This window comes from Agrobacterium sp. P15N1-A, from assembly GCF_044626815.1.
Taxonomy (GTDB): Bacteria; Pseudomonadota; Alphaproteobacteria; order Rhizobiales; family Rhizobiaceae; genus Agrobacterium; species Agrobacterium leguminum.
The window spans coordinates 933,759-947,603 of record NZ_JBIUPF010000001.1; the positions used below are offsets into that span (position 1 = coordinate 933,759).

Sequence of the window (13,845 nt, forward strand, 5' to 3'; positions counted from 1 at the left end):
CCCTCATCCCTGTGCCTGTCACAGGGATCCAGCCAGCCCAAGTCCTTGGGCTGAAAGGAGTCCTTCCCGCCACGCGGACGCGCGTCGGCTGGATTCCTGTGACATCCTCAGGAATGAGGGAAACTTGGCCCTCAGTGCCCGCCCTCGGCATGGGAGCGGCGGATGCGGCGCACCACCCACCAGACGCCGAGGACCGCGAAGGGAACGGAGATGCCGGTGACCACGGCGGGGTCGAGCGGCAGCACATCATGGCTGATCGCCTTGGTGAGATAACCGATGAGGCCGACGACATAATAGGAAATGGCGGCGACCGAGAGGCCTTCGACCGTCTGCTGCAGGCGGAGCTGCATGGCGGCGCGTTTGTTCATGGTGTTCAGCAACACCGTATTCTGCCGCTCCAGTTCCACATCGATCCAGCTTCGGACGAGCGCCGTGGCGCGATAGAGCTTGCGCGACAGGTTGGCCTGCCGCTCCTCCACCGACTGACAGGTGCGCATGGCCGGCGCCATGCGCCGTTCCAGAAAGCTGCCCATGGTTTCGTGGCCCTGCACCGGGGTTTCCGCAAGCGCCCGGATGCGTTCGCGGACGATGCCGTCATAGGCGCGGCTGGCGCCGAAACGATAGAGGCTGAGCGCGGCATTGGCCTCCAGTTCGGCCGCAAGCCGGGTCATTTCCGCCAGCAGCGCATCGGCCTCGTCGCGCGCACCGTTTTTCATGCGCTGGGTGATACCGGTCAGGCCATCCTCGATGCGGCGGATTTCGGGCGAAAGCGTCTGCGCCATCGGCAGGCCGAGCATGGCAAGGGTGCGATAGGTCTCGATATCGAGAAGCCGCTGCACCAGCGCGCCACGGCTGTAATCGGTGAGGCCCCGGTCGATCACCAATATCTGCGTCAGCCCGTCGCGATCCTGCCGGAAATCGGTGAGGATCGCCGCCTGACCGTCGCGCACGTCGCTGTGACAGAGGCTGGTCGGCTCGAAGATCGTCTCCGCCTGGGACACCACGCCATTTTCCGGGCGGATTTCCAGCCGCACGCCCGAGATCAGCGAGCCGGGCGGCGAAAAGCCGTCGCCGAAGGGATCGCCGGCAATCTCGCCGCCGAATTTTTCCGGCGCAGGGCCATCCCAGAACCAGGTCGAAAATTCGGTATGCCGCTCCCAGCGCAAGGTCCCCTGCCCCCAGGGCATGGCATGGTGGCGGGCATCGCGTTCCGGCGGCGCAACACCGCGGCTGCGCGACATTTCCGCGATGACCGAGTGATGCACGGCCGAACCGCCATCCATCATGAAGGCGAGCTGGACGATGATGCGCGAGGGTGCGAGAAGCACCGTCGGCCGCGCATGAACCTCCCCGAGCGCCAGCGATCTTTCCGGCGCGCTTGCGAAAGCAAATCTACCCTTGGCCATTGCGATTTCGTCCCCGCTTCCTATCCCGGATTTCTAAAACATCGATCACAATGAAAACATCGCAATCGAAGCCGATGTAATTGTTTTGATCCATCTGACGACAAAAATCCGCCATCGTCACCCTGTCCCAAGCCTGCTTTAACAAAAGCCAGTTTGGAAAGGCAGATGCCGAGTTGCCGCAGCTACACAAGACGCCACTCGCGCGGAACTGGATAGAATATTTGACCAGTGCGATGCTTCGCTGATAATTTGCCCCCGATCGAAATACGGGGCGGATTTCGCCGGAGACTTCTGCGATGGACGAAACGCTTTTTGCGCGCATCGAGCACAGCCGCACATCGCAGGAGGTGATCTTACGTTTCGAGGAACTGATCCTCGACGGCATATTGCGCGATGGCGACAGGCTGCCCGGCGAGCGCGAACTGGCGCAACGCCTCGATGTCTCGCGGCCGATCCTGCGGGAAGCGCTGAAGGAACTTGAGACCCGTGGCCTTCTTACCAGCCGGCATGGCGGCGGCACCTATGTCGCCGATATTGTCGGCCCGGTCTTTTCCGATCCCTTGAGCGCGCTGATTACCCGCCACAGCCGGGCGACGCGGGATTTCCTCGAATATCGCCGCTATATCGAAGGCATGACCGCCGAACTTGCCGCGCAGCGAGCGACGGAGCCGGACAGGCGCAACCTCGCCGCCATCGTGGACAGAATGCGGGAAGCGCATGAGGCGGGCCGTTTCGAAGAGGAGCTTGCGGGCGATGTGGAATTTCACAACGCCATTGGCGAGGCGGCGCATAATATCGTGCTGATGCACACGTTGCGGTCCTGCTACCGGCTTCTGAGCGACGACATCTTTTACAATCGCCATCTCATCTTCACTGTCGCGGGCGCCCATGACGAGGTGCTGAGGCAACATATCGCCATCCACGATGCGATTGTCGCCGGCGATGCGGCCGCGGCAAGGGCGGCGGCGGAGGCCCATATCGACTTCATCGTGGAGACGACATCCAAGGCGCACCAGGCGCGGGAATGGGACCGGATTTCGCGCCTGAGGCAGCAGCAGCGCGGCCCCTGAAAACGGCATCCGGCGCAATACGGCATCTCATTTATTCAGGTTTTGATGGAACCTTTTGTGCTCTTTGGTCTTTTTATCGGGTTAATTGGAAAAATTTACCAAGATGGGACCCATGACGACCACGAGCGAAACTGAACGCTATCCGCGGATAGCTCTCATATCGACGCATGGCTATGTCGCCGCGCACCCGCCACTGGGCGCGGCCGATACCGGGGGACAGGTGGTTTATGTGCTTGAGCTTGCACGCAAACTCGGCCAGCTCGGTTACACCGTCGATCTTTATACCCGCCGCTTCGAAGACCAGCCGGAATTCGATGAGGTCGATGAGCGCGTCCGCGTGGTGCGCATTCCCTGCGGCGGGCGGGATTTCATTCCCAAGGAATATCTGCACCGGCACCTGATGGAATGGTGCGAAAATGCGCTGCGTTTCATCAAGAAAAACGACCTGAATTATTCTTTCATCAACAGCCATTACTGGGATGCCGGCGTCGCCGGGCAGCGGCTGTCCGAAGCGCTGAAAATCCCGCATCTGCACACGCCGCATTCGCTCGGCATCTGGAAAAAGCGCCAGATGGAAACCGACTATCCGGAAAAGGCCGATACGTTCGAACTGGAATTCAACTTCCGGGAACGTATCCAGCATGAGCTGATCATCTACCGCAGCTGCGACATGGTGATCGCCACAACACCGGTGCAGCTGGACGTGCTGATCGAGGATTACGGTCTGAAGCGCAAGCACATCCACATGATCCCGCCGGGTTATGACGACAACCGTTTCTTCCCGGTTTCCGATGCGACGCGGCAGATGATCCGGCAGCGTTTCGGCTTCGAGGGCAAGACCGTGCTGGCGCTCGGACGGCTCGCCACCAACAAGGGGTACGACCTGCTGATCGACGGTTTCTCCGTGCTTGCCGAGCGCGAACCGGAAGCCCGGCTGCATCTGGCCGTCGGCGGCGAGAATATGGACGAGCAGGAAACCACGATCCTCAACCAGTTGAAGGAGCGGGTGAAAACGCTCGGTCTCGAAGACAGGGTGGCGTTTTCCGGTTATGTCGCGGATGAAGACCTGCCGGACATCTATCGCGCCGCCGATCTTTTCGTGCTTTCCAGCCGTTACGAGCCCTTCGGCATGACCGCAATCGAGGCGATGGCGAGCGGCACGCCCACCGTCGTCACCATCCATGGCGGGTTGTTCCGGGCCGTCAGCTATGGCCGCCATGCGCTGTTTGCCGATCCTTTCGACAAGGAAGACCTCGGCATCACCATGATGAAGCCGTTCAAGCATGAGCGGCTTTACGGGCGGCTTTCCCGCATGGGGGCGCACAAGGCGCGCAGCCTGTTCACATGGACCGGCATTGCCCAGCAGCTTCTCGCCCTTGTGGAGGGCAGGACCATGATGCCGGTTCTGGAAGAAGCCGATTGGGCCGAACCATGGAACGACGGCGATTGAGACCGCTTCGCCTTTTTTCCACCGATCTCGACGGAACCGTCGTCGGCGATAACGACGCCACGCGCCGGTTCCGCGATTTCTGGCATTCGTTGCCGGACGGTCAACGTCCTCTTCTCGTTTTCAACAGCGGCCGGCTGATCGACGACCAGCTTGCGCTTCTCGAAGAGGTGCCGCTGCCGCAGCCCGACTACATCATCGGCGGAGTCGGCACCATGCTGCATGCCAAAAAGCGAAGCGAGCTGGCAAGCGCCTATACACAGTCCCTCGGCACCGGTTTCGACCCCCAGAAGATTGCCGAGGTCATGGCCGGAATTCCCGGTGTGACGATGCAGGAAGAGCGTTACCAGCACGGCTTGAAATCGAGCTGGTTCCTGCATGACGCCGATGACGCCGCGCTCGAAGAGATTGAGGCCGCGCTTGTGGCGGCCGATATCGATGCCCGTATCGTCTATTCCAGCGACCGCGACCTCGACATCTTGCCCAAAGCCGCCGACAAGGGCGCAGCGCTGACATGGCTATGTGGACAACTACGCATCGGCCTCGACGAATCAGTGGTTGCGGGCGATACTGGCAACGATCGGGCGATGTTTGAGCTAAAGAATATTCGCGGCGTGATCGTGGGCAATGCCCTGCCGGAGCTCGTCTCGCTGGCATATCATGATATGCGCTTCTTTCACTCGGCTGCGAAGGAAGCGGACGGTGTGGTCGAAGGTCTCCGGCACTGGGGATTAACCCCGGACTAAAATAGCCCCGGCTACAATTCATAGCGGCTTTGCATTCAGTATGCTTGAAGGCGGGCGGAGAGAGTATTACCGCATCGGCTGTCCGGCCGGGGAACCACCCGGTCGAAGCTTTGTTCGCATATCCACCATGTCCATCTTTGCCCGCAGGCTTCATCAGCGTGAAGACAGTAGTGGGTTATGGGTGAAGGGGGATTGGCGGAACTTACGGCATCTCTATATTAGCAATTATCACTACCCGGCAAAGAAGGATCAATCCGGATTGAAGATTTTGAATCGATTGGCGACAGACGTTGGCTTGATGTTGCGCAGACCGCCGCGACAGCAATATGCGGCGCTGTGCTATCGATTGTCCAAAAAGCATCCGGAGCCGGAAGTCCTGCTGCTGACCAGCAGGGATACGGGACGGTGGGTCATTCCCAAGGGCTGGCCGATGGCCAACAAGAAGGCCCATGCGGTGGCCGAACAGGAAGCTTATGAGGAAGCCGGCGTCAAAGGCACGGTGGAGAAGGCTCCCTTCGGTTATTATGAATATGAAAAAAAACTGAACAGCGGCATCAATGTGCCGTGCCGGGTTCAGGTGCATCTGCTCGAAGTTTCCGAAATGCAGGAAAGCTTTCCCGAAAGGGACTCGAGACGGCTGGAATGGGTCAGCCCCCAGGAGGCGACCACGCGGGTCAACGAGCCGGAACTGAAAGCGCTGATGCTCGCTTTCGACAAGCGGATGACGCATTCGAAATAGCGCGCCCGCCCCGAACGTGACAATGTGCAGTTTGTTTTTCCAACATGGCTTTTATCGTCTTTCCTTTTGGAAAGATGTGCGAGATGTAACAGTCTTTCTGTAAAATTGCCTTCAACCTGCGACACTGCCGGACGAAAGGGAATGCTGGCAAACGAGGTCTGAATGGCAATCAAGCCGCCATCGAATATGAAACCGACGCTCGACAAGGATCTCGACAAGATTACCCGTGTCGAAGAGGCGACGCTGCATGTCACGCAGCAGCTTGCCGGCCTTGGCGCGGGGTTCATGTTCGTTGTCCTGGCGGCCATCTTCGCCGGCGTCTTCGTCACCGGCACCGCGGGTTCGGTCATCATCATCGCCGCCGTCGCCATCGGCGCCTATATGGCGATCAATATCGGCGCAAACGACGTCACGAACAATGTCGGCCCGGCGGTTGGGGCCAAGGCCATGCCGCTTGCCGCCGCCCTCATCATCGCCGCCATCTGCGAGATTGCCGGCGCGCTGATCACCGGCGGCAACGTCGTCGAGACCATTTCCAGCGGCATCATCAACATCGAGACCATTCCCGACAGGACCGCCTTTTCATGGGCGATGCTCTCGGCGCTTCTCGCCGCCGGCCTTCTCGTCAATATCTCGACCTGGACGAGAGCGCCGATTTCCACCACCCATACGGTGGTGGGCGGGGTTGCGGGCGCGGGAATGGCCGCCTATGGGGCGAAGGCGGTCGACTGGTTTTCGCTCGGCAGCATTGCCTTCGCATGGGTACTGGCGCCCTTCATCAGCGCCATCATCGCCGTCGCCATCCTTGCTTTCATCAAGGAATTCATCATTTACCGCGAGGACAAGCTCACCTCCGCCCGGCTGTGGGTTCCGGTTCTCATCGGTTTGATGGCGGGCGTCTTCATGGCCTATCTCATCTGGGTCGGATTGCGGCAGCTGATGCATGTGTCGCTTGGCCATGCCAGCCTCACCGGGCTGGTGACCGGGCTCGTGGTCTGGCGGCTCTGCGTGCCGATCATCCGCAAACAATCGGAAGGATTGGAAAACCGCAACCAGTCGCTTCGAATCCTGTTCCAGTGGCCGCTGGTTCTCGCCGCCGGCCTGATGTCCTTCGCTCATGGGGCGAATGACGTTTCGAACGCCATCGGGCCGGTCGTGGCCATCGTGCGAGCCCTGCATGACGAGGCGGTGAGCACCTCCGCCCGCGCACCGATGTGGGTAATGCTGGTCGGCGCCTTCGGGCTTTCCTGCGGTATTCTTCTTTATGGCCCGCGCCTCATCCGCCTCGTCGGGGAGCAGATCACCAAACTCAATCCGATGCGCGCCTTCTGCGTTTCCGTGGCCACGGCGCTTACCGTGCTCGTTGCCTCACGCTTCGGCCTGCCGGTCAGCACCACCCACACGGCAATCGGTGCAGTGTTCGGCGTCGGTTTCTTCCGCGAATGGTACACCCAATCGTCGCGGCGGCGGCAGGAGCTCGTTCAGGCTGGTGACGGCAGGCCCCGTCGGTCCGAAAGATACGCCGACAATCCTTCCGAGATACGCCGCCGCTATCTCGTCCGCCGCTCTCACTTCATGACGATCATCGCCGCCTGGCTGGTCACCGTTCCTTCCAGTGCAACGCTTGCGGCGCTGCTCTACTGGCTCATGTCCTCCCTCTTTCTCTGAACCTGAAACAGAATCCCATGCGCGCCAATTTCCGGATGCAACGCCTGTATATCGAAGCCAGCCTTGCCGAAGGCGTCGCGCAGGAGGCGACAGCCGAGCAGTTCAACTATCTCGCCAACGTGCTGCGCATGACCGACGGTTCGGAAATCCTGCTGTTCAACGGTCGCGACGGCGAATGGAAAGCGAAACTTGCCTTTCCGAGCCGCAAGAAGATCGTGCTCGTCCCCCTCGAGCAGACACGGCCCCAGCCGAACGCCCCGGACCTGCATTATCTTTTCGCGCCCCTGAAAGTCGGGCGCATGGATTATCTGGTGCAGAAGGCGGTGGAGATGGGCGCCGGCCTGTTGCAGCCGGTGATGACGCAGCATGTTCAGGGCAAGATCCACAATACCGAAAAACTGCGCGCCAACGCCATCGAAGCCGCCGAGCAGTGCGGCATACTGTCCCTGCCCGAGGTGGCCGAGCCGGTGAAACTCAAGGACATGCTCGAGAGCTGGCCCCACGACCGGCGCATCATCTATTGCGACGAAGGCGATGCGGGGCAAAATCCGCTGCCGATCCTGCAAGCCGTCACGGAGCGCAAACTTGCCCTGCTGGTCGGCCCGGAAGGCGGGTTTTCCGAGGAAGAAAGGGAGCTTCTGCGCGGCCTTGCCTTCGTTACCCCCATTCCGTTGGGGCCGCGTATCCTGAGGGCCGATACGGCCGCCGTCGCCGCGCTCGCGGTCATTCAGGCGGCGATCGGCGACTGGAATTGAATGGCCCCATTGCGCTTCATGCATCTTTAAAAGAAATTCATTTGCCTCCGGATACGATCCGGCCCTATCTGCCAATCATATGCCTCGCCGCAACAGAGACGTCATAACAAGGTAAGCCATGGCACGCGACACGACCGACCAGACCCCCCTCTCCTCCGTCACGGAGCTTACAGATTATCTGGCGGGCGGTTGCAAAGCTGAAGCCGACTTCCGCATCGGCACCGAACACGAAAAATTCGCGTTTTTCCGCGAGGATAACAGTCCCGTTCCCTATTTCGGCGAAGCCAGCATTTCAGCACTTTTGAAGGGCATGCAGGAAAAGCTCGGCTGGGAGCCGATCATGGACGGCGGAAACATCATCGGCCTTGGCGAGCAGCACGGCATGGGCGCCATCTCCATCGAGCCGGGCGGCCAGTTCGAGCTGTCGGGCGCGCCGCTCGAAAACCTGCACCAGACCTGCAAGGAATCCAACCAGCATCTGGCGACGCTGCGCGAAGTGGCCGAGCCGATGGGCATCCGTTTCCTCGGCATTGGCGGCAGCCCGCTGTGGAGCTACGACGAAACGCCGCGCATGCCGAAATCGCGTTACGCGATCATGACGCGTTATATGCCGAAGGTCGGGACCAAGGGTCTCGACATGATGTACCGCACCTGCACGATTCAGGTTAATCTCGATTTCTCCTCCGAAGCGGACATGCGCCGGAAGATGCGCGTTTCCATGAAGCTGCAATCGCTGGCGACAGCGCTCTTCGCCTCCTCGCCCTTCACCGAAGGCAAGCCGAACGGTCTTCTTTCCTGGCGCGGCGATATCTGGCGCGACACCGACAACCGCCGCTCGGGCGTGCTGCCCTTCACCTTCAGCGATGATTTCGGCTTCAAGGACTATGTGGAATGGGCGCTCGACGTGCCGATGTATTTCATCGTGCGCGACGGCAAATATCATGATTGCACCCATGTCACTTTCCGCCAGTTCATGAACGGTGCGCTGAAGGGTGAAATCGCCGACTGGCAGCCGACCATGGGCGACTGGACGAACCATCTTTCCACCCTGTTCCCGGATGTGCGCCTGAAGCGCTTTCTGGAAATGCGCGGTGCGGATGGCGGCCCGTGGAGACGCATCTGCGCCCTTCCCGCTTTCTGGGTCGGCCTTCTTTACGATGACGAGGCGCTGACCGCTGCCGATGCGCTGACCGCCGGCTGGAGCTTCGATGAGGTCATCGCCCTTCGCGATTCCGTTCCGGCCAAGGGTCTTTCCGCCGAGATCGCCGGCAAGCCGCTTCTCGGTCTCGCCCGCGAGGTGCTCGACATTTCCCGCACCGGCCTCAAAAACCGCAAGCGCCTGAACGGCGAAGGGCAGGACGAAACCGTGTTCCTGTCGTCGCTGGACGAGGTTCTGGCCAAGAAGACCACGCTCGCCGAAGACCTGCTTGCGCTTTACAACGGTCGCTGGGGCGGCTCCGTGCTGCCGGTATTCGAAGAATATCAGTATTGAGAAAATTGCGACGCCATTAAAAAAGCCCGGCGCGGCCGAGGGGCCTGACACCGGGCAAAGGCAGGGCTATTGGCAAATCACCCTGCGGGGAAAACTTTTCCGTTCGAAGGCAATTCCGGCGGCTGGGGGTCTGCCGGAATTGCCCGAACATTCTGGAACGTTTTGCCGCATTTCCGGACGGAAAACCGGGGTCCACTTTTCCTGGAAATGCTCTAAACGGTCTTGAACCGGGTCACCGCGCGGTTGCGTGCAGCGCGGGTCAGATGGGCGGTCGGATCCTCGAGCAGGCCGGTATTGAGCGCATCCCTCACATCCGAGCGCGCCAGACCGATATCGGCCAGAAGGCGGTCATCGAGTTCCGTGAGGCCATTGGCCACGATACGGTTGTAGATGCGCTGCAAGAACGTTTTGACGCGGAAAGCAAAGAGGACAGCGACACGACGAAGCGTATCGTTCTGCCGCGAGGTTGCGAGTTCCAGTTCCATTCTCCGTTCTGCCGTGCGCATGACACTTATCCTTTCGTAACGGCACGATGCGGCACCGCCCCCGGCGCACCACGCGCGAGAAGCTGCCTCGGGTTGGGGGCCTGACGTTTCGCCGGCCCGGGGTTGATATTGATTTGCTGGGTGTCAAAATGTCGCAAGACTATTGATCAGTCCAACGAATGTTTCTAATGTGAGACATCAATCATTCTGATGGATGGCCATCCATGTCCGCACCTCTCGACATAGACCAGTTGCATACCTTCATCGCCATCGTCGATACGGGCAGCTTCACCAAGGCCGCAGACCGCGTTTTCAAGACGCAATCCGCCGTTTCCATGCAGATGCGACGGCTGGAAGAGCGGATCGGCAAGCAGCTTTTCGCCAAGGACGGGCGTGGCAACCGCCTGACAGCGGAGGGCGAAAAACTGATGAATTACGCCCGCCGCATTATCCGCCTCAACAATGAGGCGATTGCCGCCTTCGACGACAACCGGCTGGAAGGCACGCTGCGCATCGGCACGCCCGATGACTATGCCGACCGCTACATGCCGGAGATCATCGGGCGCTTCGCCAAGACCCATCCCAATGTCGAGCTTTATATCGTCTGCGAACCTTCGGTCAGCCTTGCCGAAAAAATGGCGCGCGGCGAACTGGATATCGCGCTCGTCACCCATAATCCGCGCGCGCGCTCCTCGGATGTGGTGCGCACCGAACCGCTCTGCTGGGTCGCTTCCGCCAACCATCCGCTGAAGGACGATGCACCCGTGCCGCTCGCCGTCGGGCGGCGCGATTGCCACTGGCGCCAGCTTGCCTGTTCGGCGCTCGATGCCGATGGGCGGGATTATCAGGTCCTGTTCACGAGCTGGTCTTCCACCGTCGTCGCCGCTGCCGTGCTGGCGGGCATGGCCGTCTCGGTGCTGCCGGAATCGGCGCTGCGCACCGGCATGAAGGTTCTGACCGCCGCCGACGGCTTCCCGCCCCTGCCGCCGGTGCAGATCGGCCTGATGAAACGGCCGGGCCTCTCCCCCTCGCTGGTGAACGCCATCACCGACCACATCACCGCCTGCCTCGACAATATCTCGCCGATGAGCGTTGCCGACGAAATGGACAGCGATGTGAAGACCTACCCCAAGATGCCGCGCCTGCGCGCCGGGCACATGCTGCCGGGGTGGTAAGAGGATAAAGTCCCAAGGATGGCGTCGCCTATGCGGGAGGCTTTGTCATCGGCCTCAAGCCGGCTAACCCAGATCCTCCCGTCGCTCCTCCGCGCTTTCTGTCTACCGCGCGCGCAGCGTGGCAACCGCCAGCAGCGTATCGGCGCTTATGCCCACCGAACCGCTGCCGTTGAAGAGCGTCATGATCGGATCGGTGGTGTTCTGCTGATTGTCGTACATGATGGTGAAACGGGCGACCAGCTTCTTGACCTTTTCCGGATCCTGAAAGTCCTCGATGTCGAAATATTTCTTCATCATCGTCACCTGCGTATCGACCTCGGCATTGGCGAGTTCGTCCGGGATTCCGAAAGTGGTGTTGATGAAACTCTGGAGCGCCGTGTCGGCGAGGATCGAATAATAGGACGTCGTTCCGGCCGCCATGCGCTGGAAATAGAGCGCCAGACGCACACCGGCATTTTCTTCGCCCGCCTGCGTTTCCAGCGTCTGGGTGAGATAATTGTCCAGCGTCTCGTAAAGGCCGCGCCGCGTCTGGATCAGGCTGCGGTCCTCGTGAAGAAGCGTGCCGTCGGTATTGAAGTTGAAGGCGGTGACGAGGCGGCGGAAGACCGGATCCATCTCCTTGTTGACGTAGCTGTCCTTGTCATCGAGCTTCGAGGTGAAGGCCTTTTCGAGCTGTTCCTTGGTCACGCTTTCGGGATCGATGCCGAGCGACTCCATCGCGAACTTCGTCAGGCGATCATTGCTCAGGAATTCCTTGAGCGTTTTGATCTTCTGCATCTCGGCCGTGAAATATTCCGATTCCTTCGTCGCCGTTTCCTTGTCCTTTTCCGTGCCGAACGCCGATTTTTTCTTGATGTAGTCGGCCGACATGGTCTGCATCTCGATTTCCGACTGCGCCAGAACCGGTGTACCGACGCTACCATCGGAGGCGAAGTTGAACAGCTCCGCCAGCTTGACATAACGCTCGTCTTTGAGCGTGTAGACGAAGCTCTTTTTATCCTGCAGATCGCTGGTGAGGACCTTGCGAATATCGGCGGAATTCACCTTGGTCGGATCGAGACCGACGGCTTTCAGCGCATAGGTATAGACCGCGCTGCTGTCGATGAAATCCTTGACGGATGTGACGCTGGCTATATCGCTCTTGAACAGCTTCAGCGCCTTCTCGTCGGCGGCGTCATCTTTGTCGTTATAATAGGTCATATAACCGCTGGTGGTGGTCGCGGTCTGTGCCGTCGTCTGGGGTGTCGTGCCGTCTGCCAGCGTTCCGTCGGTCTGGAAATTGAAGGCATTTCTCAAGGCGATATAACGCTTGTCGTTCTTGCCGACGGTCGCGATGTAGTTGTTCGGATCGCTCAGATCGCTGGTCAGGATATTCTGGATCGTTGCCGTGACGACTGTGAGGTCGTTAAGGTCGAAGGCGGTCCTGATATAGTTGAGAAGCCGGGTATCCGAGGTCAGTTCCGTTACGGTCTTGATCGAACCGATCTTCGATTCGAAATAATCGCGATTCAGCGTGGCGACGGTTGGCGTCACGCGCGGGGCGCTGCCGATATAGGCATCCGTCAGGGCCTTTAGATTATCCGCCGTCTGCGCCTGCCCGGCGGTCACCGTGCCGTCGTTCTTGAACTCGAAGGCGGTGGCGAGCTGCGCCATCTTGTTATATTGCGTGACGGTGCTGGTGAGCGTCGTCTGCTCGGCCTTGATGGCGGCGAGCTTCGCTTCCCACTCATCCTGCGGCGGCAACACCGCCTCAAGCTGGGTCAGCTGGTCCTGGCGCGTCACTTTTTCCGCCTCCAGTTGCGTGCGCTCCTCCGCCGTCAAACCGGTGCCGGCGAGTTCGGTGTCGATTGCGGTAATCCGGGCGGTGACCTGCGCGTGCAGTTCGATATTGCCCTTCATCGTCAGTTTTTCGACCGCGTCATTATAGGCCGTGCCGTATTTCTGGTTGATGTAGCTGTCGGGATCGTTGATGTCGCTCGTCATCAATCCCTTGATATGGGCATAGGAATAGGTCTTCTCATCGATGCCGAAGACCTGAAAGATATAGGCGCGGGTGCGGTCGTTGCGCAGCAGCTGGTCGACATTGGTCACCGTGCCGACAATCGCCTTGTAATAACGGGTCTCTTCCGCGAGGCTGTCATCGAGATCGGTTATCGACGTATCGTAAAGCCCGATCATCTTGTCGAGCTGCGCTTCCGTCTGAACGGTCTTCGTCGATGTGGTGAAGTTGAAGGCTGCGGCGAATTCCCGATACCGCTCATCGGTGAGCTTGTTGGCGAAGCTGTTCTGGTCGTTCAGATCGCTTTCCAGCACCTTTTTCATGAAGGCCTTGGCATAGGTCATTTCACCGAGACCGAAGGCATCCATGGCATAGGAATAGAGCTGGTAATCATCGAGGAACTCATCGACGCTTTTCACATTGCCGATGTTTTCCTTGTAATATGTCGTCTGCCGCTCGATGAGCCCCTGCTGCGACACGCGCGACAGGCTTGCCTTCATATCGCGGTTGATGAGGTCGTAGCTGAGATAAGTCGATACCATCCGAATGCCCCCTGGAGACCCGCGCGTCGCTTCAGACGCCGAATGCTCCGGTTTTCAATCCACCCATCGCGCCTCCATCGGGACGCACGGCAAGCCTTTGCCTGACTATGCGGGAGACGCCTTGCCCGGAGCTTGAAAGAGCACAATTTCGGCCGGGATAAAAACCGCATTGTCCCGATCTCTTTTACCTAAGCGAAACCATGCCACAGTGTGTTTTGCTAACCATTTGGGAATGCAAAGTTTTCTTAACCGCGATTTTTAAGCAGTCTCGAACATGCGGCGGATATTCTCCCGACATCAGAGGACGAAAAGTCCCGATGA

11 protein-coding genes are annotated in these 13,845 nt (G+C 59.7%); 8 read left to right on the forward strand and 3 right to left on the reverse strand.

Going from position 1 to position 13,845, the window contains the following annotated elements; genetic code table 11:
• Positions 1 to 131 precede the first annotated feature (131 nt).
• Positions 132 to 1,406: a DUF3422 family protein gene (locus ACIK7D_RS04635; RefSeq protein WP_400155721.1), complete on the reverse strand. Its 1,275-nt coding sequence runs from the start codon at positions 1,404 to 1,406 to the stop codon at positions 132 to 134.
• A gap of 296 nt (positions 1,407 to 1,702) precedes the next feature.
• Between ACIK7D_RS04635 and ACIK7D_RS04640 the strand changes: the two genes are divergently transcribed.
• The 7 genes from ACIK7D_RS04640 (at position 1,703) to ACIK7D_RS04670 (ending at position 9,323) form a co-directional block, all read left to right on the forward strand.
• A complete protein-coding gene (locus ACIK7D_RS04640) occupies positions 1,703 to 2,476 on the forward strand; it encodes a FadR/GntR family transcriptional regulator (protein WP_137002942.1) in 774 nt (257 codons plus the stop codon).
• Between the two features lie 103 nt (positions 2,477 to 2,579).
• Positions 2,580 to 3,926 carry a glycosyltransferase family 1 protein gene (locus ACIK7D_RS04645; RefSeq protein WP_004432812.1) on the forward strand — a complete coding sequence of 449 codons (1,347 nt, stop codon included), beginning with the start codon at positions 2,580 to 2,582 and terminating at the stop codon, positions 3,924 to 3,926.
• A complete protein-coding gene (locus ACIK7D_RS04650) occupies positions 3,923 to 4,669 on the forward strand; it encodes an HAD family hydrolase (RefSeq protein ID WP_400155722.1) in 747 nt (248 codons plus the stop codon). Before ACIK7D_RS04645 ends, ACIK7D_RS04650 begins: the two co-directional genes overlap by 4 nt.
• A gap of 298 nt (positions 4,670 to 4,967) precedes the next feature.
• Complete coding sequence (locus tag ACIK7D_RS04655) at positions 4,968 to 5,408, forward strand: NUDIX hydrolase (protein ID WP_175422068.1); 441 nt, start codon at positions 4,968 to 4,970, stop codon at positions 5,406 to 5,408.
• 162 nt (positions 5,409 to 5,570) lie between these two features.
• The gene (locus ACIK7D_RS04660) at positions 5,571 to 7,076 is read left to right on the forward strand and encodes an inorganic phosphate transporter (RefSeq protein WP_080817734.1); all 1,506 of its coding nucleotides are present in this window, start codon (positions 5,571 to 5,573) and stop codon (positions 7,074 to 7,076) included.
• Positions 7,077 to 7,093: 17 nt separating this feature from the next.
• Complete coding sequence (locus ACIK7D_RS04665) at positions 7,094 to 7,831, forward strand: 16S rRNA (uracil(1498)-N(3))-methyltransferase (protein WP_400155723.1); 738 nt, start codon at positions 7,094 to 7,096, stop codon at positions 7,829 to 7,831.
• Between the two features lie 118 nt (positions 7,832 to 7,949).
• A complete protein-coding gene (locus tag ACIK7D_RS04670; protein WP_400155724.1) occupies positions 7,950 to 9,323 on the forward strand; it encodes a glutamate--cysteine ligase in 1,374 nt (457 codons plus the stop codon).
• A 212-nt stretch (positions 9,324 to 9,535) separates the two neighbouring features.
• Here ACIK7D_RS04670 and ACIK7D_RS04675 read toward each other — a convergent pair whose 3' ends face one another.
• Positions 9,536 to 9,829 (reverse strand): DUF1127 domain-containing protein, encoded by a 294-nt coding sequence (locus ACIK7D_RS04675; protein ID WP_127756322.1) that lies wholly within the window; start codon positions 9,827 to 9,829, stop codon positions 9,536 to 9,538.
• Between the two features lie 203 nt (positions 9,830 to 10,032).
• Between ACIK7D_RS04675 and ACIK7D_RS04680 the strand changes: the two genes are divergently transcribed.
• On the forward strand, positions 10,033 to 10,983 hold the full coding sequence (locus ACIK7D_RS04680) for a LysR substrate-binding domain-containing protein (RefSeq protein WP_080817741.1): 951 nt from the start codon (positions 10,033 to 10,035) through the stop codon (positions 10,981 to 10,983).
• 102 nt (positions 10,984 to 11,085) lie between these two features.
• Here the strand turns inward: ACIK7D_RS04680 and ACIK7D_RS04685 are convergent, their stop codons facing one another.
• Entirely contained in the window at positions 11,086 to 13,524 is a 2,439-nt protein-coding gene (locus ACIK7D_RS04685) for a DUF1217 domain-containing protein (RefSeq protein WP_080817742.1), read from the reverse strand.
• Positions 13,525 to 13,845: the final 321 nt, after the last annotated feature.